Below are 22,414 nucleotides of genomic sequence, written 5' to 3'. Positions count from 1 at the left end.
ACCATGATTGAATGCGGCTTATGCGAAATTGATATCACACCCCCGCTGGGGTTTGCCATTCCAGGTTATTTTACACCTAGACCTGCAATTGGGATTAAAGACAACCTGTACGTCAAAGCCGTTGTAATTGGAGATGGCAAGCGGTTGTCGGCCATCATCGTACTCGATACGATAGGGATAGAGAAGGAAGAAGTGGATGCCATCCGCAAACGGGTGACAGCGGATACCGGAATTCCTGCATCCCATATTTTGGTTGCTGCTACACATACCCATACAGGTGGACCCATTTATCGGGATCGCGGTCCAGATGGTGACGAGTACACGGCTTACTTAGTCAAGAAGGCTGCGGATGCAGCGGTTTTGGCTTATGGAAACAGAAGAGCCGCCCAAATTGGTTTCGCTAAAGGTGAAGAGGACGGGATCTCATTTAATCGTCGTTATTTTATGCGGGATGGAAGTCTGCGGACTAATCCAGGATTTAACAATCCAGACATCTTAGAGCCGGCGGGTCCTATTGATTCAGACGTATTCGTCATTCGATTAGATGGCGAGGACGGCAGTCCGCTTGGAGTCATAACGAATTTCGCCTGTCATCCTGACACGATCGGTGGTAAACGGTATAGCGCAGACTACCCAGGAGAAATTAGCCGTGTATTGAAAGCGGTTTACGGTAATTCGTTCATAAGTCTTTTTCTTAACGGGGCATGTGGAAATATTAATCATCTTGATTTTATGCATACCTTACGACCCGAGCCTGACGCTTTTCGCCGATTGGGGCGAGTGTTAGCGGGTGAAGTTATCAAAACTAGAGAAAAAGCTGTCATGGAGAATTCGCTTCATGTAGAGGGGCGATGCGAACTGCTTTCACTTACTGTACGCAAGCCGTCATCAGAGGATCTCCAACAAGCTGAAGATCTGCTTCGAGCGTCAGAACATCCTGAGAATAAGAAAGCAATAACAGAGGCGGACTCCTTTTTTGCCAGGCAGCTTCTCACTCTTAGTGAGCGGCAGGAAACGGAAGTATTCGTTGAAATTCAGGCGCTTCGAATTGGGGCGTCAGCAATTGCAGCCTTCCCATGTGAATTATTCGTGGAGTTCGGTCACGACCTTAAACAAAGATCACCCTCCCCACACACACTAATCGCTGCTTATGCGAACGGCGTCAACGGATATGTAGCAACCCGAGAAGCGTTCGTTCAGGGCGGATACGAGACTCGTTTAACTTCTCGAACCCGGCTAGCCCCTGACTCCGGTGAACGGATGGTCAACACGGTGTTTGGGCTCTTAAAACAATTATGCGATTCGGATGGAGGGATATGAGATTGAGTAAAGCGATATTTGCCGAACAAGATTTGGAAAGCTGGGTACGGAATCAAAAAGACCATCTTGTAAAGATGCTTTCGGAGATGGTGTCCATTCCGAGCGAAAATAAACCACCCAATGGGAACGAATTGCCCATGCAGCAATACCTGGAGAAGGCGTTAATGGAGCTCGATTTCGATGCAGAGTTGTACCCATTATCTGGCGTAGACGGATTGAGAACGCATCAGGCTTACTGGGGAGAACGCAACTATACGGATCGGCCGAATTTATATGCTTACAAAAAGGGGAAGGGCGAAGGAAGATCACTGCTCTTTGCCGTTCATGCAGACGTCGTGCCAGGCATTCCCGGCAAAACAGCAGAGGACCCCTTCCAACCTGTCATCATAGGGGGCCGTTTGTATGGTCGCGGTTCAAACGACATGAAAGGCGGTACCGCTGCCGTCTTGCTTGCTTTTCAATATTTGCAGGAAAAAGGAATCCAATTGCTCGGTGATCTTAGCTTCGAGAGCGTAGTGGATGAAGAGATGGGTGGTGCCAACGGAACTTTGGCAGGCCGCGTCCGCGGGAATCGAGCAGATGCTGCGATCGTTCCAGAACCTACTAACATGAGGGTCTGTGACTCACACATGGGTGGAGCTGCCTGGAAGATAAGTGTTCGAGGCAAAGGTGGCATGGGTTTTGGCGGTGAAGAACTGCGAAATCCCGTTTACGGAATGGCACACCTTATTCGAGCTATTGAGAGTTATCAGAATGACATGCAGAAGCGTAAATGTTTCGTTACACCGACTGGCGAGTCCCAAAGTCCAGGGGTCGTGCTTTCGATGATCCAAGCAGGGGGCTTTGAGCCTGGAATGGCAGACGGGATCCCGGAAACTTGCATGATTGAAATTTGGGTCGAATGTTTGCCAGGTGAGTCGTTCTCAGTCTTGGAGTCGGAATTTATTGGTACGATACGTTCGTTAAGTTCACAACCGGAACTAGCTGGGCTTGAGGTCGACTGGGAGTTGATCACCCGGTTTATCCCTGGAAGCCGATCTGAAACACCACTTACGAACATTTTGCTGCAGCATGCGGAAGAGGAGTGGGGTATGCCAGTTGGAGCCTATACGGCACCATTTGCTTGTGACGCATTTATGTTCAATTGTTACTCAGACACTCCGGCTATCATACTTGGACCGGTTGGAGAGAATGCTCATGCTCCGGACGAGTTTGTAGACATTGAAAGTTTGATCAAGCTTACCAAAATTTATATCACCGCCATTGTTGAATGGTGCGGAGTAGAAAGCGGGGGATAATTTCAAATGGCAAACAAGTGGGTGAAAGAAGAGATTAGCACAACCGGAGCGCCGCAAAATACAGGTCCTTATTCACAGGGGATTCGGGTAGGTAATCTTATTTATACTTCAGGAGAAGGACCGTTAGATCCTGTAACGGGGGAGATCGTGGAGGGTACGATCGAGGAGCAGACGCGGCTTGTGTTTCGTAACTTAGAAGCGATTCTAAATGCGGCAGGAGCTACATTGCAAGATGTGGTTAAAGTTACGGCGCATTTAGAAGATTTAAATGATTTTGAACGGTTTAACAGTGTATATAAAGAGCTTTTTCCAGGACCCGTTCGCCCGGTTCGCACAACGGTCGGCAGCCAATTGACCGTACGTGTGGAAGTTGACGTTGTAGCTGTCATACCGGAGGGTTAAGAATCCGAGGGATAAGGTATTGACTAGGAGGACTCACAATGAGACTTGAAGGTAAAGTAGCGATCATTACTGGAGGTTCGCTCGGTATCGGACTGGCAACAGCCGTTCGTTTCGCTAAAGAAGGCGCTAAAGTGGCGATTGCAGGACGCAGCCTTACCGCTCTAGAAGAGGCGGCAAGCCTTATTCGACGCGAAGGCGGCGAGGTAATGACGGTTCAGGTTGATGTTCAGGTGAAAAGTCAGGTTGACCGATTGGTGGACGTGGTCATCGAACGCTGGGGTGCTGTACATATATTGGTTAACAACGCAGGCATTTGTGGATTGAGCGCATTCTTAGACATCTCGGAGGAAGATTGGGATGAGCACATGAACGTGAATTTGAAGGGTGCTTTTCTCGTCGGACAGCGAGTTGCTCGAGAAATGATGGAACGACGGACGGGTGGCTCTATCATTCATATGTCAAGCGTGAATGGCATTAACGCGGAAGCCATGCAGGCACATTACAATGTGACAAAAGGCGGCATGAACCTGCTTAGCATGTCCATGGCGCTTGAGTTGGCACCTTACGGAATCCGAGTGAATGCGTTATGTCCCGGCTTTATTGAAACTCGACTTACAAAGTCGATGATTGACGATCCTCCGGCTATAGCTGATTATGTCAAAACGATACCGATGGGCCGAGTCGGTCAGCCGGATGAGATAGCGGATGCTGCCTTGTTCTTAGCATCAGACGAATCTCGTTACATGACCGGCCATAATCTCGTGGTGGATGGCGGTCAAGTCATCAAACTTGCGTAAGGGGAGAATCGATTATGACTGAAATCTATGAACTGCCTGATGCTCTCCAAACACTCGAAACACCTAGTGTATTCGTAGATTTGGATATCATGGAGCGCAATCTCCAAAGGATGGCTCAATCGGCTCTTTCTGCTGAGGTCAAGCTCCGGCCTCATACAAAAACCCACAAAAATACATGGATTGCCCAAAAACAGCTTGAATTAGGGGCGAACGGGATTACGGTGGCAAAGCTTAGTGAGGCAGAAGTGATGGCAAACGCTGGGATCCGAGATATATTGATTGCCTATCCCATCGTAGGGAAGACAAAGCTGGAGCGCTTGCGGCAATTAATGCTGCGTGCGGATGTGACGGTCAGTACAGATGACCTTGAGGTGGCACGCGGATTGTCCCATCTCGGGGAGGCCATGGGCTGCAAAGTGGCGGTTTACGTTGATGTTAATACGGGGTTGAACCGCTGCGGCAGAGAGCCTGGGGCGGAAACAGCGCTATTAGTGAAGGAAATGAGCCGTTTTCCTGGTTTGAAAGTTACCGGGCTCATGACTCATGCCGGAAATTCATACGGATCCAAAAATACGGAAGAACTGCGTTCAGCAGCCAGAAACGAAGCCGAACTGTTAGTGATGACGCAGGAGATGTTGAAGAGAGATGGGATCTACATCGAACAAATTAGCGTGGGGTCAACGCCAACTGCAGCCTTCATAGCTGAACAAATCGGTGTAACCGAAATGCGTCCTGGTTCCTACGTGTTTAACGACGGCATACAACGGGATCTTGGCGTTGCGGGATCTGACGATTGTGCCCTCTACGTGGCAGCTACTGTTGTAAGCGCTCCGCGTGAGGGGATGGTCATCATCGATGGGGGTTCCAAGACTTTTTCCAGTGATTTAAATCCCCATCGGAAGGGCTATGGAACGTTATATGGCCGTGAGGACGTAATCATTGAACGGTTAAGCGAAGAACATGGAACTGTGAGGGTTCCAGAAGGAATGAATCTATCTGTTGGACAGCAGCTTCTGTTTCTCCCAAACCATTGCTGCACAACGACCAACATGCATGATCAGTTAATCGGCATTCGTAAAGGCCGAATGGAAAGGGTGCTACCTGTAGATGCGCGTGGAAAAGTACAATAATCAAGAGACTTATCCTATTTATCTGGTACATGAACACAACAGCTTCCTCGAAGCTCCCCATTCTGGGAAATTTAAGGTTGCCGATCTGGGCTTTCGAGCGAAGATTGTTCAACTAAAGGACTCAGATCACGCTATTTCATTCCGTGCCTATACAGAATTAGATAATTTCCGCCTAAATTTGCGTTTTGAGTCTGTCCCTCCCGAAGCCGACGGCGAAGTCGTGCTTTTTTTCGATTTTGGCCATACGCGCAGGAAACGACATGGGGCATTTTCGATGAAGTTTAAACAGGATGGCAGCGTGGTGTATGAGGAATTCCTGTATGAAATTGAAAAGCTGGAGATTCCCCCCGACATTGATTATTCGATTTCTACTTCGGATGGCTTTGTAAACCTAACGTTGAGTATGCCGCTTCGGCTTTTGCGAATTGAGTCTCAAGACCAAAGAATTCTCGGGTTTAACGCGGTTCGCACGTTAAAAAGCGGAGATGAAACCACGCTGATTACGTGGTCGGGTATTCCAGGCGATCGGCCGACGATGGGGTTAGGGATGGGAGATTTACTGCTTACCCGGGGGCTGACCGAAGAGGAGATCGAGACGAGGAAGCACGAGGTTCAAGCGGAGAGCACGTACTTTTTTACGCGATGGGAAAAGTGGAAGATACCTCAAGAAATATACGGCTATGTGACGGAGAAACGTAAGGGCTTTACGGCTAGATTATCTAGAGCCGACGTTGACAAGGCTCGTGAGTCTGCAAACACGACACTTTGGGGCGGACGAGTGAAAGAAGAGATTCTGCAAATTGCAGATTACTGGGCTGCAAAAAGTGACGATGAGCTGTTCGAATTGGTACCAGTAGGCAACCCTAGGGCGCTTTCAGTTGGCCAATATTTCGGGGATCCTCTCGAAGGCGGCAAACGAACTGCTTATCAGCTTTGTCTAGAGCGGCCTTATCAATATTATAACCCTAAGACCCAAACATGGTGGTATAACGGGATGAAGCTGCATAACCCAACAACGGGTGAAGAGATCGTAATGGACGACGATGGCCAAGGGTTTTTGGCACCAGAAGGATTTCCAAATCCGGGTGTACGGTATATGTTTACGGCTTCGTACCGTCTATTTATCCTATCCATGTTGATGGGAAATCCATATTGCTCCGTCTTGGAGGATACAAATGTGTGTGAAGAGACGACAGGCATGCAAAACTCCGGTGCGATTAATAACTTGGCTTATGCTTATCTGCTGACTGGGGAAACGAAATATGCCTTCAAAGCTTTACTGTTAATTGGGCGAATTGCTGAGTTGGTTCCGTATATGAACGGCAACTATGGATCGGGCTACTACGACACGGTGCAAATATCCGAGCCGACTACGACGGAATCCCACTGGCTTTCTAACTTCTTTGAAGCAGCGGACCTGCTTTATGAAGCAGGGGAGGCGTTTCGTCCTGATCTAGAACGCTTTTTTGCGGCCAAACCCGATGCAGAGAATAAGACGAGAACTACTCCATTCAATGTGAACACGGCTGTCCACGAAATGATTCCTTACATTTTGTACAGTTGCGAAATTGAGAAAACTCGCGACGCCGACTGGTCTCTGCGTTGGATTTATTTACAGTTGCTTATCGGCTCGTATATGGGAAGCGGCAAGCTAATGCATCATATTTTGTATGGTGGAAAATATAGCTTGGAATCGAAGTTTCGTAATAACTTTTTCCGAGATGGCCGTTATATTTACGATTCATTGGGCTATATGGCAGCGATTTGCGAGCAAGTGTCCATGATGGCAAACAACAACTACGGGTTCACGGATGAGGAGCATTTTCCAAAAGGAATCGATCTGTTTGAAGATTCGGATTTCAGTCTGAAGCAGGTGATCGGGCTGTTTGCGAAGCTTCGATCGGGAAGCCTGATACCTATGTTTGGCGACACGCTCGCGGATAATGTAGAGCCGATATCTGAAGATCGTCGGAAAGGCAAAATCACTTATACACCGTCCTATGAAATCATTTACCGCCGTTCGCCATCGCTTCGTTCGGTAATAGGCGGGCTTTTATCCCGATATGATCAGGAGGAGTTAACCGCCTATCGCCTCAGGAGCGTTCGAGATACGAACAATAAGCACTCGTTATTACTGCTCGCTACGGCGGCCGAGTGGGAGGAATATCAGCAGTATGAGGCGAATTCCGATCAGCTTCAACCTTCCTTCCTTCTACAAGACTCCGAAACGAGTATGTTCCGTGTAGGTACGAATGCTCACAATTGCAAGCATGTGATGCTGTACGGACAGCCGACCGCAGGACACCATCATGGTGATAAGCTGGGTTTGTGGATTGGGGGCTACGGGTATCATCTGCAAGCCTCAGGCGGAAGATATCCGTTTACGTGGCTCAGTCCCAAATATGAGGCGTGGGAAACACATGCGGCTGCATGTACTGTTGCTATAGTCGATGGTAAGGATCAGATGCATTCCTATTCACGCCAAAAAAGCCACTACGAGGGTAATATACTGCAAATGGCGGGACTTGATAATACAATTGCTTATCCGGGAACGCTTTACGAGCGTTGGTGTTGGGTCGTTCAAGCTCCTGATCAGGAGAACGCATATATTGTTGATTTTAATGGCTTATCGGGCGGGAAAACGTTCGATTATAATACGGTAGGAATGGACTGTACGCCAGAATCCATACTATTCGAAGGTATCGAGGAAACGGAATGGCTGCCTATGGAAGGCACACTAGCTGGTTCGGATGTTCCTTTATACAGCAAGCCTGGCTACGGATGGATGAAAGCTTTGCGCAAGGCTAAGGTGACTCGACCCGTTTCCTGGACATTCCCTTATGGTGCTGCGTCCTTGAAAATTCATACAGTTCCAAAAGGGGAAGAGCGCGAACTCATCTTATGCCTCGGAGAAAAGGGCGGGGAGGAAATGCGGAAATCCCGTTGGGAACCCTTTGTTTTATGGAGGGACGAAGACAATTTGGACGCTGCGACTCATTCAGCAGGTTTTAATAGCGTGTTGGAGCCGTTCGAGGGAACGTCGTTCCTGCAAGCTGTTCATCCGCTGAAGTCGGTCTTGGACTCAGCCACTCATCACGCTATGTCGACTGGCATCGAGATTCAGTATAAGGATGGTATTCATCGGGATATTGTGCTCAGTTCTTATACGGAAGGGGAAAAGGTCCGCTTCTGTGATTCCCAGGGACGAATCTTTGAAACGGATGCCAAGGCTTTGGTGCTGCGCTATCGGTATGATCAGCTCGTTCAACTTGAAGCTGTACGTTACTCCATTATCCGAACATCGGATGGTGAGTGGACAGCAGACGTATCTGCTTATCGAGGGGTTGTTACTGAAGTGGATGCAGAAACCCGAGCCATTAAAGTTGAGCTCGATCGCGTTGACGAGGGCTTGGAACAAGCGTTCCAAGGGCAGGCTGCATTAATTGACTCCGCGGATTACTTGAAGCCATCTGCCTATAACCTACATGAGACGCAGCTTGACGGTCGCATACTTTCTTTTCGCTCAGACATGACGCTCATTAAGTTGGAAGAAGGTTGGCCTTCTCCACACAAGCGGCTTGGATTGGGGAATAAACAGGTTATCGAATATCGTGGTAAAAGGGTGCACATGGACGTAAAACCCGGGGATTCGTTCACACTTTCTAATGTACTTCGACTTAGCTTAAGTTAGAGCGAGTAATCGGGATAATAGCAAGGCTGGAGCATTTCTACGGAGGGGACCGCATATGAACATTGCTAGAGTCGGAATTTTACTGGATCGACGCATAGAGGAACAACGGTTGAAATACGGTTTAAATGTGTTCGAACGGTACATAGGAGAAGTGCTTTCCCATGCTGGAATTCCGTATGAATGGTTGGATAGTGTCCATCATATGATGGAAAAATTCTATGATTTGATTATCGTAGCAGCAGCCCCGAATGATGAAGCGACATCTCAATCGATCTGGGCTTACGCGGAGCGTGGCGGGATCGTCGTCAGTTATGCGGGGATCAACGCATTGGCGAAGCGGCTCGGCTATATGAAATCAGTCTCGCTCACGACAGGTTACGCCGAATTGCCTGAGAGCCTCGGGGACACCCGGTCGCTCCGATTTCTCGGCGCTGTTCCTTGGGTGCGCCCTCAGCAGCATGCGGAAGTGGGCGATTGGGGACCCGGTGTCCGTGACACAAATGGATCGCTTCACGGAAGTATGGAATGGGGAGACATCGCCTGCGAGCCGAAGGGAAAGAAGCTTGGATCGGTGCTGCAGCATTTTCAAGTCGGCTCGGGCTCTATCGAACGATGGAGCGTCGATCTACCGGGCACAATCGTCGGTCTGCAGCAGGGGACGGCACCTGTCTACGATGACGGAGTTCCTGCACCGGACGGGAGCGCGCCCGTCGATGAAGGACTATGGAAGGCAGACGACCGAGTAGAGCTGGATTGGACACATGACCGCGTGCTAACGGAGCAAGGGGCTCCCTATTTCGCCCATCCTTACGCTGATTTGTGGCGAGAGGCCATCGTTTCCCACATTTTGCGAAGAGTGGCGCAGAAGGGTAAAATATTGCCATTTGTCGACTATTGGCCCGAAGGAATATCAAAGATAGCCATGCTATCCCATGACAGTGACCGCAATTGGGACGAAGACGCTATTGCGACTTTGGAAATTCTCGAGGAACACGGGATCCAATCGACATGGTGCATGATGAAGCCGGGCTATAGCGCTTGGGTCTATCCGCGGATTAGGGAAGCAGGACATGAACTTGCGCTTCATTTCAACTCAAACGTGAACGAAGGCGGGAGTTGGACGAAAGAGGACTTCAAGCGGCAAGCCGAATGGCTGCAGGATAACGTCGTACAAAAGGCGGTCACCAACAAGAATCACATGACCCTCATCGAGGGTTGGGGAGAACTGTTTTTGTGGTGTGAAGCTTGCGGCATCGAATCGGACCAGACGCGGGGACCGAGCAAGAAAGGAAATGCCGGTTTCTTGTTCGGAACGTGCCATCCTTATTTCCCGATTGCTTGGTCGGATGAACGGAACAGGATGTACAACGTTCTGGAAATCGGTTTCCTTACACAGGACCTTCCCCAATTTACTGATACGGGTGTTATCGTTCCTTTCTTGGAGCAGGTAAGCCATGTTCGGGGAGTAGCTCATTTCCTGTTCCACCAGGGGCGTATTCAAAGGTACCCCGAAGTGCGGGAAGCGTTTCGACAAGTCGTCAAGGAAGCGCGGGAGCGTGGCTTCACTTTCTGGACCGGCAGTCAGATCAACGAGTGGGAACGAGCTCGAAGAACCGTTCGCATCATTGGCGTGACGGAAGACGAGTCCGTCATCCTGGGCGCTGCTGACCATGCAGCTCAGGCTGTTTTCTGGCGGCCGCTTCGCGAGGATGAACAAGCAACCCCAGATGATGTCATTGAGATGAAGTTCGGAATTGTGTGCAAACGAATGTCGAGGAGCAAATCAAAAATAGGAGTTGAACAAACATGAAATTTGCTATTGTCGGTTGTCAGCACTATCATATCAAGTCATTTATCGAAGAAATGATCAAAGAAGGGCATGAATTTACAGGAATATTCGACCAAAGCGATTATCATATTCCAGGACAGTACGCAGCTTCTTATGGAGTTCCAATGTTCCAGTCCATAGATGAACTCCTTGAACTGGGAGTAGAAATCATTGGCAGCGCCGGACCAAACATTAGTAAAATCGACGTGATTGAATGGGCTGAAAAACATGGGATCCACGTCATGACGGATAAACCGGTTGTCATCGACGAGAACGGCTTGAGCAGGCTACGCCAAGTGATCGACCGGAAGCGAATTAAACTTGGGATGATGTTGACCGCCCGTTTTGCTCCGGCCCAATTTACGCTGAAATCAATGATCGACGAAGGGCTGCTAGGTGAAATCGAGGATTTCACCTTCTTGAAGCCGCATAAACTTCATCCAGCCACCAGACCTGCGTGGTTTTTCGATAAAACACTGAACGGAGGTCTGATCATCGACCTGATGATTCACGACGTCGATATGCTCTGGTGGTTTACGGGCAAGGAAATCGTGGGGCACAATAGTATGTTGGTCAAAAATCGGTTCCCGGAATATCCAAGTCTTTATGAAAACGCAGTTGTCAACGTAATTCTTGAAGACCATATAACGGCTACGATGAAATCAGATTGGTTGATGCCGGAAGCGTTCGAGTCTTGGGGAGACGGCCGTATCTTCGTATCTGGTACCAAAGGAAGAGCTGAAATTCGGACGTCCGGAGACCCGCTTGGACAACCAGGACCATTCATTGCCTTTACCGATCATCATAACAAGACGACTCGCTGGGAAATCAAGACTCCACCCGCCACACTGGCGGCAGATTTCTTAAATCAAATCGCCGGCAAACCTCACCGTTTGTCGGTGGAGGACGTATATCGCGCGAATGCAACCGTTTTGAGAATCGACCACGCGAGCACAAAGCTAACTAATGTGTAAGAACCACTTTGAATAAGTTGAAGGAGGAACTGAAATATGGAAAAGTTAGCGATTGACGGAGGAATACCAGTTAGGAGCAAGCCGCTGCCTCCACCTTTCAGAGGCTCGATGCTGATCGGTGAAGAGGAAATCGATTCGGTCTCTAAGGTGTTGGCCGCCCAATCACCGTTCCGTTACTATGGACCGGATATGCAGTATGCGGTAAAGGCTTTGGAAGATATGATAGCACGGGACTTGAATATCCCATATGTGCTTGGCGTCTCTTCATGTACGGCCGGTTTGGTGGTTGCCATGAAGGCGCTCGGAATCGGTTACGGCGACAAGGTGATTGTACCGGCAAATACGTTCATCGCAACGGCAGGAGCCGTCGTAAGCAGTAATGCGGTGCCCGTATACGTCGACATGGACGAATCGCTCAACTTGGATCCGGACGATCTAGAACGGGTTTATGATGACGAAGTCAAAGCGATCATCGTGGTACACATCAACGGCAGTCCGTGTGACATGGATAAAATAATGGCATTCGCCAAAAAACGCAACATTTTCGTGATTGAAGACGTAGCCCAATCCCAAGGCTGCACGTACAAAGGACGGATTTGTGGCACAATCGGGGACATCGGCGTGTTCAGCTTTCAAATGAATAAAATGTTGACGGCAGGCGAAGGCGGAGCGGTCATAACCTCGAATCCCGAGCTGTTCGAACGTGCTGTGCGCTATCATGATCAAGGCATGTTCCGGGACAAAGACCGCTTCGGAATCGAACCTCAATACGTGATGTCCGGACAAAATTACCGAATGAGCGAGCTGACCGGCGCCGTCATGATCGAACAGTGGAAGAAGCTCGATACCGTGATCGGAACTATGAGAAGACATCACCGTAAAATTCGCTCGTTCATTGCGGCTGAGATGCCGAATGTAAGATTCCGCGCGGCCGTTGACGACGACGGCGATACCGGCTGTGTATTGGGCATCGTTCATTCTACACTGGAACGGGCCCAGGAATACGCAGCAGCGATGAAAGCGGAAAATGTCTCTACTCATGCGATGTACGATGGTATACCTTGTTATATGATCCCATGTTTCTTCGAGCAGCGTACGGCCGAAAAGGACAATTTCCCGTACAATTTTCCGTTCAAGAACCCGGTCGTATATACAAAAGACATGTGTCCAAAATGCGATGACCTGCTGGGTAGAATAACGATCACTTTGATCAGCCCGATCCTCACTGATGAAGAAGCGGATGAAATCGCTACAGCAGCTGTTAAAGTGTTAAAGGCGTTGGAAGTCAAAGAAAGCGCCAAGGCTCACGGTTGATGAGAGGATCTTGCCGAGATTGAAGGCAGCCGTAGTCATCCTACTTGATTGGAAAGGAAGAATGTCGCGTGAACATAGCGAGAATCGGGATTCTGCGGGACAAACGGTCCATAGAGCAGCGATTGAGATATGGGCTGAATACGTTCGGTCTTTATGCTGGTGAAATCCTTTCCCATGCAGGCATCCCGTTCGAATGGATCGATGAGCTGCATCAGATTCTGGAGAATAAGTTTGATCTCATCCTCATTGCTGCAGCACCGAGTCACGAGGCCGCTAACGATACCATTTGGCGATATGCGGAGCGTGGAGGAATAGTTGTTACATTCGCCGGGTTAAATGGCTTTGCACGTCGGCTAGGCTTCGCTGGAACTGAACCACTTCCTGCAGGCTATGCTCATTTGCCAGAGGGGCTGGGAGACACAAGACCCCTGCGTTTTCTAAGTGCCTCGCCTTGGGTGAAACAGAAAGAGCCTGCAGAAGCATGCAAGGATTGGGGGACGATTGCTAATGTTCCCCTGGGTGTTTCTTCGGGTCCCCTGTTGCAACAATTCACAATCGGTTTAGGAACAATCGAACGTTGGAGCGTCGATGTGATGGGAACGATTGTTGGTTTGCAGCAGGGAACAGGACCCGTTCTGGAGGACGGGACACCAGCTGCTGATGGGACTGGGAACTTGAACGATGGGCTGCTTAAAGCTGAGGATGGGCTAGAGATGAATTGGGAGTATGATAGAAAAACGACAGAAACTGGAATGGCTTACTTCGCACATCCGTACGCGGATTTATGGCGTGAAGCTGTTGTTTCACATATTCTCAGACGAATGGTTGAAAAACAAAAACCTGTGCCATTTTCTGACTATTGGCCAGAAGGTGTAGAGAGAGTAGCCATGATTTCACATGATAGCGACCGAAATTTTGACGAAGACGCAGTCACTACTCTGCAAACACTAGCAGCCGCAGGCATTCACTCTTCTTGGTGCATGATGAAGCCAGGGTACAGTGCCTGGCTTTACCCGCTAATCGAGGAAGCTGGTCATGAGCTCGCTCTCCATTTCAACTCGAATATCAATGAGGGTGGCAGATGGGATCAAGCGGATTTCAATCGGCAAATCGAGTGGCTTAGGAACACCGTCCAGAGCAAAGTGATCAGCAATAAAAACCATTTCACCCGATTTGAAGGCTGGGGAGAGCTGTTCCAGTGGTGTGAAGAATGTGGCATCGAATCGGATCAGACGCGAGGTCCGAGCAAATCGGGAGCGGCTGGCTTCCTTTTCGGAACCTGTCAACCGTATTATCCGATGGCTTGGTCGAATGAAGCCAACCGCCTTTATGATGTGCTGGAAATCGGATTTTTGACACAGGATATTCCTCAGTTTACCGATGCAAGCGTAATTGTCCCCTTTTTAGAAGAGGTGGAAAAGGTTCGCGGTGTAGCGCACTTCTTATACCATCAAGGACGAATACACAGCTCGCCGGAGGTTCAAGAGGCTTTGCTTCAAACTGTGCATATAGCCAAAGAACGCGGATTCACGTTCTGGACCGGGGGACAAATTAACAGCTGGGAGCGTAAACGAAGGCAAATGAGAATTACCGGTTTGGATGAAAAAGGGAATGTCATCACCAGAACCGAGTACGATGAGAATGAAGCTGAGCAGGCGGTTTTTTGGCGTCCGATTCTTTCGGAAGAGGAACCGGGGGCTGAGCAGCTTATCAACGAACGCTTTGGCGTTAAGTGCGTACAACTGAAAAGAGGGTGAACCTATGCTAACGATGTATAATAATCGAAAAGATTTTCAGAATGCCGAATGTGATACAGCGATTTTGCCAGTTGGCGCACTGGAACAGCACGGAAGTCATCTTCCTTATGGTACAGACAATATTATTGCCGGAGCGCTGGCAGAGAGAATAGCGGTGACGCTAGATGCTTACCTGCTCCCTCCAATTAGCATTGCTTCTTCCATCGAGCATCGTGCCGCCAAAGGTACCGTTTATCTCAAGGCCGATACGCTCGCACTTGTCATCAGAGATATTGCTGAATCCCTGCTATACTCTGGCTTCAGACGCCTTCTTCTCATTAACGGCCACGGTGGTAACTGGATACTAAAGCCGACGATTCGGCAGCTTAACAGAGACTTCGCAGACCGCTCAGTAGAGATGGAGGTCATTCTCATTCATACATCGGTCGCGCTGGGACGGCAGCATGAAGTGATGGAGCATACGAAACTCGATATCCACGGAGGGGAAAAGGAAACCTCACATATTTTGCATCTATGTCCTGAACATGTAAAGGACTATGTCCCGCAAACTGCGCCGACGACAGTGCCTCAGGATTTCATGGATTACTTTGACGTTACAGAATTGACGGAAGACGGCTACTGGGGTTATCCAGAGGTTGCTAGTGCGGAGAAGGGCATGAAAATGATGGACTTAATGGTAGAATGCTCTTTAACGTATTTGCAACAAATAGAGAGGGAAAAAGAAAGAATCCGCCAACTAAAGAACTAATACTTGGGCCAGCTAAGAGGAGTGGAATATTCATGCATGAGAGCGGATTGAGCGTGAGGGCAATGACAGAGGAAGATCTTCCTTTTGCCATGGAATTGAAAAATATAGCTGGCTGGAATCAAGTGGAGAACGATTGGCGAGGATATATGCGCTTTGCCAAAGACGGCTGTTTTCTCGCGGAAATGGGTGGAGAGAAAGCGGGTACTGCGACGGCCATCCCTTATGAGAACCGATTCGGCTGGATAGGCATGGTGCTCGTACATCCGTCTCAAAGAAGATTCGGTATAGGGACTGCCCTTCTCCAGAAGACGATTACTTTTTTGGAGGAACATGGCGTTGACTGTATGAAGCTGGACGCCACGCCGATGGGGAAGAAGGTTTACATCCCACTCGGGTTTCAGGATGAGTATGAAGTTACGAGATACCAGGGAAAGGCACCTACCCTGCCGCTAAATCGCTTGGTCACGGACCTGACAGCGGAGCCCCTAACCCCGGGGAATATGGATGAGATCATTGCCTTTGATGCACATAGCTTTGGAGCCAATCGCGGAGAAATTCTGCGTACCTTATATAAGCGTCATGAAGAGCTGGCCTTTTATGTAAAAGAGGACGGCGTTGTACTTGGATACCTGCTTGCCAGAATTGGTTTCGATGCGGTGCAGATCGGCCCATGGGCAGCTGTCAATGAATTGGCGGCAGAGGTGCTCTTTGTTGAGGTCTTGCGAAGCATCCCAGACAGAGGAATATTTTTGGACGTTCCCAAACCGAACTTATCAGGTACTGCCTTGATGGAGAAGTACGGTTTTGAAGTGCAGAGAGGGTTTTGGCGTATGTTTTTAGGAGAGAACCGCTATCCTGGGCAACCGGAGCACATCTATGGCACATCAGGTGCTGAAAAAGGCTGAAAATTCGAATAAATATGTTTACGAAATGAACCCTTATTCGTTACTATAAGAGGAGATGCAGATCGCTTTCTTCAAAGGGGGAACGAAAGGATCATGAGTAAACGCCTTCTTATGTTTTTGATTACAGTAATGGGCACGAGCGGCCTTCTAACAGCTTGCCAAGGTACGGATACATCAGCACTTAAGCAAGCTGTCAATAAGGTTTCGAAAAAGCCGATCGACATCACCATTCTCATGCAGGACGGCGGGAACCAATACGCACAGAACATAACCGAGGACGATAAGTATTTTAAGGAAATGTCGAGGCTTTTCAGCCAATATACCGGAACCCCCTACAATGTTAAGTTTGAAATGGTCAGCTCCAGCATTTATGACAAACAGCTTGCCATTCGTTTTGCTTCCGGTGATATTCCTGAAGTTATGTGGTCGTCCCGCATCGACAATCCGAGTCATCCGAACGCGGTTGAGGACGGTGTGTTTCTAGAGCTTGGGCCGCTCATTGACAAATATGGTCCAAACTTGAAAAAGGACATTCCGGCTGAAGCCTGGAAAGATCCGCGTGTAAGCAAAAACGGAAAAATTTTCGGAATTCCCAAAATGTCAGCGCTTCCGAACATGCTTGTTTTGTTATACCGCAAGGATTGGCTGGACAAGCTTGGCATGAAAGAACCAAAAACGATGGATGACTATTTAGCATTCTTCGAAGCGATTAAGGATTTAGATATGAACGGCGACGGCAACACGAACGATGAAGTGCCTTTTGCCATGCGTAAAGGTCTTGCGTTCTCTGAAGCCTTCTTCGGATATTTCGGTGCCCATCCGGATGCCTGGCAATATCGTGATGGACGTTTTGTTCCGAATTTGATTGTACCTGAAATGAAGGATGCGATCCGTTTTTACAAAATGCTTTACGATAAGGGCTACGTAAATCGAGACATGTTCACGATGAAGGATAATGATTGGGGAGACCTGATTCATCAGGGCAAAGTGGGCATGTGGTTTCATCAAGTGCAAGTTCTGACTAGTGGGGGTCAAGAATATTTATTCACCGATCCGAAAGCCAGTGTGGGAGTGCTGCCGGGCCCAATGAATGCACAAGGAAAAGTGAATTTGGTTCCAGAAAGAACAGGTGTGAACAACGTCTATACCATATCGTCTAATGCTTCGCATCCTGAGGATATCATTAAGTTTTTTGACTGGGTCCATTCGGATGATCCGGCTAAAAACAAGTTCTTTGCTTATGGGATTGAAGGTATCAATTATCAGGTAACTAATGGAAGTATCAACTGGGATCCGAATGCGAAAGTCAATATGGACAAAGGCACGAGGATCTTTTACCAATCTATGATTAACCCAGCCGGTGATTCGCGGATGTCTCCACTCGTCGTTAAAGCAGGAAGATTTGCCGACTTGACTCAGAAAGGAATCGAGTATACGAAAATGAATTTCTTTAAAGATGAGTCTATGTATATGCCGACACCGGGCTTGCTGAAAGCGAAAACTGAGCTAGGATATCGTGATGGTTCCTTATATATGGACATGTTCATAAGAGTGCTGACGGGTCGAGAACCCCTCGACACCGCATTTGACAAGTTCGTAACGGACTGGAAAAACCAAGGTGGGGAACAGGTTATTCAAGAGGCAACGAAATGGTATAAAAGCTATTATAAAAAATAATAATCTGTTTAACAGCCCGTTTATGTAATCGATAAACGGGCTGTTTTCATAGGAGGAGAATTCTATGCAAGAGATACAAGGTACTCATTATAAAACCGGTGAATCGATCATCGTTACTGTGAATCAGGGCAACATTACTGATATCCGTGCCGTACCTGATGAGTGTGATTACAAAGACCAATGGTTGATTGCACCGGGGCTTGTTGATTTGCAGATGAATGGCTGCATGGGTATTGATTTAAACGTGTTCCCAATTGATTCAGAGCGAGTACATTCGATTGTTCGGGAAGTTTGGAAACAGGGAATAACGACATTTTTTCCAACGATCACGACAAATTCGGTTGCTAACATTTCGTCAGCGATGACTGCGATTGCTAAGGCTTGTAAAGAAGATTCAGCAACGGATGCCACAATAGGCGGCATCCATCTGGAGGGACCATACATTTCACCTGAGAATGGCCCACGAGGAGCTCATAAACGGGAATATGTTTGCGAGCCCAATTGGGATACCTTCGTACGTTGGCAGGAGGCGGCAGGGGGACGAATAAGGATAGTTACATTATCCCCCGAGTGGCCAAGCTCCACTGATTTCATTCGGCGATGCTCAGAAAGCGGCATTATTGTCGCAATCGGACATACTGCCGCATCTCCAGAGCAAATTCGGGATGCGGTCTCTGCTGGTGCCCGGATGTCGACCCATTTTGGAAACGGAGCCCATTTAACACTTCCACGTCACCCTAATTACTTATGGGAACAGCTGGCCCAGGACTCACTTTGGGTTTCTTTAATTGCGGATGGGTTCCACTTGCCCGAATCTTTTCTTAAGGTCGTTATGAGGGTGAAGCAGGAATGTGCCATTCTCGTAAGTGATGCGGTGCATCTAAGCGGGATGCCGCCTGGCAAATACTACTCTCACAATCGCGTTTATGTTGTGAAAACAAACGAAGGCCGTCTTCACTTAGCGGATGAACCTCAGCTGCTAGCCGGTTCAGCACAGATGCTTCCATGGGGGATCGCGCATTTGATACGTAAGAAGCTGAGCTCCTTGCATGAAGCTTGGGAAATGGCTTCTGTTCGTCCGTCGACTTTGATGAATTTGCCATCAAGAAGCGGGTTGCAAATAGGAGGTCCAGCTGACCTTGTGCGGTTTAAAAAAGAGAGGGACGGAGGAATTACCATCTGCGAGACCTATAAACAGGGGATTTCCCGATATGCAATTGAAGCACAAAAAGACATGTTTTAACGCTAAAAAACATGTTCAAACCCGCTCAAATTGACTAATCTGAATATGAATTTAGGGAAAGGGTGCTTTATATAATGTTGAACCTATCGAGAAGTGGCAATTAACATGAAAAAATGGGGTATCGGGCTTATAGGCTGCGGTTCTATTGCTGACGTTCATTTAGAAGCAATAAGCGGTATCGATCAAGCACGGATTGTCACGGTTGCCAGTAGAACAGAACAACGTGCACGGAATACGAGTGAAAAGTATGCTTGCGGATGGACGACCGATTACCTAGAGATTTTGGATAACCAAGATATTGATATCGTCTGCATTACGACTGGCAGCGGCAGTCATGGGCGCATCGGTATGGAAGCACTGCGAGCGGGCAAACACGTGCTCGTTGAGAAGCCTATTGCAATGTCGGCTAATGAGGCTTCGGCGATGATCCGTTTAGCGGAGGAGAAACAACTTACTTTGTCTGTCGTGTCACAGACTCGATTCTTTCCGCATCATCAGTTGCTCAAGCGGACGATTGACGAGGGCAAGATCGGCAACCTGCTGCTTGTTGAGGTTTCTCGACCGTTTTATCGATCGCAGGACTATTATGATGAAGCGGATTGGCGTGGTACGAAAGCCGAAGATGGAGGGGCCTTACTTAATCAAGGTATCCACTCGATTGATCTGCTGCTCTGGCTTGCCGGTAAGGTGAAGTCAGTAACTGGGCGAACTGCGACGCAGACGCATCATATGGAATCCGAAGATATGGGGCTCGCCTTGTTTACCATGGAGAACGGAGGATTTGCCACACTTATGTGCACAACCTCCGCATTACCTGGATTTCCACCTAGCATTAATGTTTACGGAGATAAAGGAACTATCAAAACTGTTGGTCAAGAGATCACCCATTGGACGGTTCCCGGCATTCCTCTTCCAACCTATGAAAATGACAAGACAAGTGGAAATGCTGGTGCTGATCCCCGAAATCTTAACTCCGCTTATCATAGCATGCAAATTATCGATTTTATTGAATCCGTCAGTCAAAGGCGCAAGCCAGCCGTGACGGGTAAAGCAGGCAGAGACGCGGTGCGCCTTGTTGAGTTGATTCACCGCTCATCTGAGCAGGGTGGAATACCAGTTCCATTCGAATAATAACCAGTCAAGGAGGAATAGTCTATGAAGGAGCAATTGGCTATCAATGGTGGAGACCCGGTTCGCATTAAACCGTTACCGCCGATGTTGAGAGGTGCAATGGTTTACGGGGAAGAAGAGACGGCGTATGTAGCCAAGGTCGTTGACGCAGGCTCTCCGTTCCGTTATTATGGGCCGAACCTGCAGGGAGCAGTTGAGGAGTTTGAACGTCTTATGGCCGAACGGTTGAATGTTTCATATGTTCTTGGCGTTTCGTCTTGTACAGCGGCACTCATTGTTGCGTTGAAGGCACTCGGCATTGGCTATGGAGATAAAGTGATCGTTCCGGCGAACACGTTCACAGCAACAGCGGGAGCGGTCGTGTGTGCGAACGCCGTTCCGGTGTTTGTCGATATGGACGACACGTTAAACATGGACGTAGACGATTTGGAGAGGGTCATGGACGACGAAGTGAAGGCTATAATCGCAGTTCATATTAATGGCAGCGCCTGCGATATGGACCGAGTTATGGCATTTGCTCGTAAGTACGATCTTCCGGTTATTGAAGACGTTGCGCAATCACTTGGCTGTACCTATAAGGGACAATACTGTGGCACGATCGGGGATATAGGCGTATACAGCTTTCAAATGCAAAAGATTCTCACTGCAGGAGAAGGCGGGGCTGTGGTCACGAATTCGCCGGAATTGTTCGAAAGGGCCGCACGATATCATGATCAGGGTAATTTCCGAGACAAAGGCAAGTATCAAATAACGCCTCAGTTTTCGCTCATCGGCCAAAACTACCGAATGAATGAAATGACCGGGGCGGTCATGGTTGAGCAATGGAAAAAGCTGGATACGGTCATATCCGCTATGCGGAAGCATCATCTAACGATTCGCGAGGCTTTGAATACGCAATTGCCAGGCATTCGAATTCGTCCGTCGGTTGATCTGCAAGGCGACGTCGATTGCGTTTTTGCGCTGCAGCATGCAACGAAAGCTGCTGCGGATTCTTTTGTGGAAGCGATGAACGCGGAGAACATTTTCTGCTTCAAAATGTACGGCGGAGAGCCGATTTACATGCAATCGTTTATTCTTAATCAGAGAACAACGGATAAAGATAACTTTCCATTCAACTATCCGTTCCAAAAACCGGTTGTCTACAGCAAAGGGATGTGCCCGCACGCGGAAGACTTACTTCAGCGGACTACGCTCCTGCCAGTAAGCCCGATTATGACAGACGAGGACACACAGGATATCATCAACGCTGTGGTTAAAGTTTGTAAAGGTCTGCAACTGGAGGGAATCTCATGGCCGAACCCGAACTCAAGCTTGGCTTAATAGGCTTAGACACTTCCCATTGTAAAGTGTTCTCCAAAATTTTGAACGATCCGAATGATCCTAATCATATTACGGGGGGTCGCGTCATTGCGGCTTTTCCCGGTGGATCACCGGACTTTAAAGCGAGCGCAACACGTGTGGAGGGATACACTACCGAGCTTCGAGATGTGCTGGGGATTCACATTGCAGAATCTCCGGAAGATGTAGCCTCGAGCTGTGACGCGATACTTATCACTTCGGTAGACGGACGGGTTCATCCTGAGCAATTTGCCAAGATTGCTCCTTTTGGAAAGCCTGTTTTTATTGATAAACCTTTCGCTGTCAGTCTGGAGGAAGCTCGAGCCATTGCCAATTCCGCAGAGAAGTACGGTGTTCGATGGATGAGCGGTTCAGTACGTCGCTATGCGGATGCCTTGAATAAGGCGCTAAGCAGGGAGGACAGCAGTAATATCACCGGGGCTGACTGCTATGGTCCGATCGAGTTCACGCCTACTCAGCCAGGCTATTATTGGTACGGAATTCACCTTGTTGACGTCCTATATCGGGTACTCGGGACCGGCTGCCGTTCTGTCACGGCCTTTTCTGGGAATGGTCATGAAACGGTTACTGCGGTCTGGCAAGACGGTCGCATCGGAACTTTGCGGGGGAATCTGCACAATGGCACACATGGAACTTGGATTCACCGAGACAAGGCCTCGGAGTACGTTGACACAGCCGCTGATGGGCTGCGTAAGTATGCTAATTTAATGCAGGATATTTTACATATGTTTCGAACCGGAGAGCCCCGCATTAATCCGCAGGAGACATTAGAAATTATCCGTTTCATAGAGGCGGTCAACGAAAGTCGAGAAAGCGGAAAAACCGTATCACTCTAGGGGG

17 protein-coding genes are annotated in these 22,414 nt (G+C 48.6%); all 17 read left to right on the top strand.

Features of this window, described 5'->3' with window-relative positions; genetic code table 11:
• Nucleotides 1-3 precede the first annotated feature (3 nt).
• Nucleotides 4-1,320, top strand: coding sequence for a hypothetical protein (locus AC58QC_RS15720; protein WP_497416061.1), 1,317 nt, complete (start codon nucleotides 4-6; stop codon nucleotides 1,318-1,320).
• A 2-nt stretch (nucleotides 1,321-1,322) separates the two neighbouring features.
• A complete protein-coding gene (locus AC58QC_RS15715) occupies nucleotides 1,323-2,618 on the top strand; it encodes a M20 family metallopeptidase (protein WP_497416060.1) in 1,296 nt (431 codons plus the stop codon).
• 6 nt (nucleotides 2,619-2,624) lie between these two features.
• On the top strand, nucleotides 2,625-3,020 hold the full coding sequence (locus AC58QC_RS15710) for a Rid family detoxifying hydrolase (protein ID WP_497416059.1): 396 nt from the start codon (nucleotides 2,625-2,627) through the stop codon (nucleotides 3,018-3,020).
• A 38-nt stretch (nucleotides 3,021-3,058) separates the two neighbouring features.
• Nucleotides 3,059-3,817: an SDR family NAD(P)-dependent oxidoreductase gene (locus tag AC58QC_RS15705; protein ID WP_497416058.1), complete on the top strand. Its 759-nt coding sequence runs from the start codon at nucleotides 3,059-3,061 to the stop codon at nucleotides 3,815-3,817.
• Between the two features lie 14 nt (nucleotides 3,818-3,831).
• Complete coding sequence (locus AC58QC_RS15700) at nucleotides 3,832-4,947, top strand: alanine racemase (protein WP_497416057.1); 1,116 nt, start codon at nucleotides 3,832-3,834, stop codon at nucleotides 4,945-4,947.
• The gene (locus tag AC58QC_RS15695) at nucleotides 4,925-8,638 is read left to right on the top strand and encodes a hypothetical protein (protein ID WP_497416056.1); all 3,714 of its coding nucleotides are present in this window, start codon (nucleotides 4,925-4,927) and stop codon (nucleotides 8,636-8,638) included. Before AC58QC_RS15700 ends, AC58QC_RS15695 begins: the two co-directional genes overlap by 23 nt.
• Nucleotides 8,639-8,693: 55 nt before the next feature.
• Nucleotides 8,694-10,448 (top strand): polysaccharide deacetylase family protein, encoded by a 1,755-nt coding sequence (locus AC58QC_RS15690; RefSeq protein WP_497416055.1) that lies wholly within the window; start codon nucleotides 8,694-8,696, stop codon nucleotides 10,446-10,448.
• Nucleotides 10,445-11,440, top strand: a complete 996-nt coding sequence (locus AC58QC_RS15685; protein WP_497416054.1) for a Gfo/Idh/MocA family protein — start codon at nucleotides 10,445-10,447, stop codon at nucleotides 11,438-11,440. Before AC58QC_RS15690 ends, AC58QC_RS15685 begins: the two co-directional genes overlap by 4 nt.
• 36 nt (nucleotides 11,441-11,476) lie before the next feature.
• Nucleotides 11,477-12,754 carry a DegT/DnrJ/EryC1/StrS family aminotransferase gene (locus AC58QC_RS15680; protein ID WP_497416053.1) on the top strand — a complete coding sequence of 426 codons (1,278 nt, stop codon included), beginning with the start codon at nucleotides 11,477-11,479 and terminating at the stop codon, nucleotides 12,752-12,754.
• 68 nt (nucleotides 12,755-12,822) lie between these two features.
• Nucleotides 12,823-14,511 carry a polysaccharide deacetylase family protein gene (locus tag AC58QC_RS15675; RefSeq protein ID WP_497416052.1) on the top strand — a complete coding sequence of 563 codons (1,689 nt, stop codon included), beginning with the start codon at nucleotides 12,823-12,825 and terminating at the stop codon, nucleotides 14,509-14,511.
• A gap of 4 nt (nucleotides 14,512-14,515) precedes the next feature.
• Complete coding sequence (locus AC58QC_RS15670; protein WP_497416051.1) at nucleotides 14,516-15,259, top strand: creatininase family protein; 744 nt, start codon at nucleotides 14,516-14,518, stop codon at nucleotides 15,257-15,259.
• 32 nt (nucleotides 15,260-15,291) lie between these two features.
• Entirely contained in the window at nucleotides 15,292-16,164 is an 873-nt protein-coding gene (locus AC58QC_RS15665; RefSeq protein WP_497416050.1) for a GNAT family N-acetyltransferase, read from the top strand.
• Between the two features lie 93 nt (nucleotides 16,165-16,257).
• Nucleotides 16,258-17,841, top strand: coding sequence for an extracellular solute-binding protein (locus AC58QC_RS15660; protein ID WP_497416049.1), 1,584 nt, complete (start codon nucleotides 16,258-16,260; stop codon nucleotides 17,839-17,841).
• Between the two features lie 64 nt (nucleotides 17,842-17,905).
• Nucleotides 17,906-19,084: an N-acetylglucosamine-6-phosphate deacetylase gene (locus AC58QC_RS15655; RefSeq protein ID WP_497416048.1), complete on the top strand. Its 1,179-nt coding sequence runs from the start codon at nucleotides 17,906-17,908 to the stop codon at nucleotides 19,082-19,084.
• A 105-nt stretch (nucleotides 19,085-19,189) separates the two neighbouring features.
• Nucleotides 19,190-20,215 carry a Gfo/Idh/MocA family protein gene (locus tag AC58QC_RS15650; RefSeq protein WP_497416047.1) on the top strand — a complete coding sequence of 342 codons (1,026 nt, stop codon included), beginning with the start codon at nucleotides 19,190-19,192 and terminating at the stop codon, nucleotides 20,213-20,215.
• Nucleotides 20,216-20,239: 24 nt separating this feature from the next.
• Entirely contained in the window at nucleotides 20,240-21,535 is a 1,296-nt protein-coding gene (locus AC58QC_RS15645; RefSeq protein WP_497416046.1) for a DegT/DnrJ/EryC1/StrS family aminotransferase, read from the top strand.
• On the top strand, nucleotides 21,505-22,410 hold the full coding sequence (locus tag AC58QC_RS15640; RefSeq protein ID WP_497416045.1) for a Gfo/Idh/MocA family protein: 906 nt from the start codon (nucleotides 21,505-21,507) through the stop codon (nucleotides 22,408-22,410). The genes AC58QC_RS15645 and AC58QC_RS15640 overlap by 31 nt, the downstream gene beginning before the upstream one ends.
• Nucleotides 22,411-22,414 lie beyond the last annotated feature (4 nt).

The sequence above is a fragment of the Paenibacillus sp. J22P51 genome, from assembly GCF_059692215.1.
This window is presented reverse-complemented; position numbering and strand designations above follow the sequence as displayed.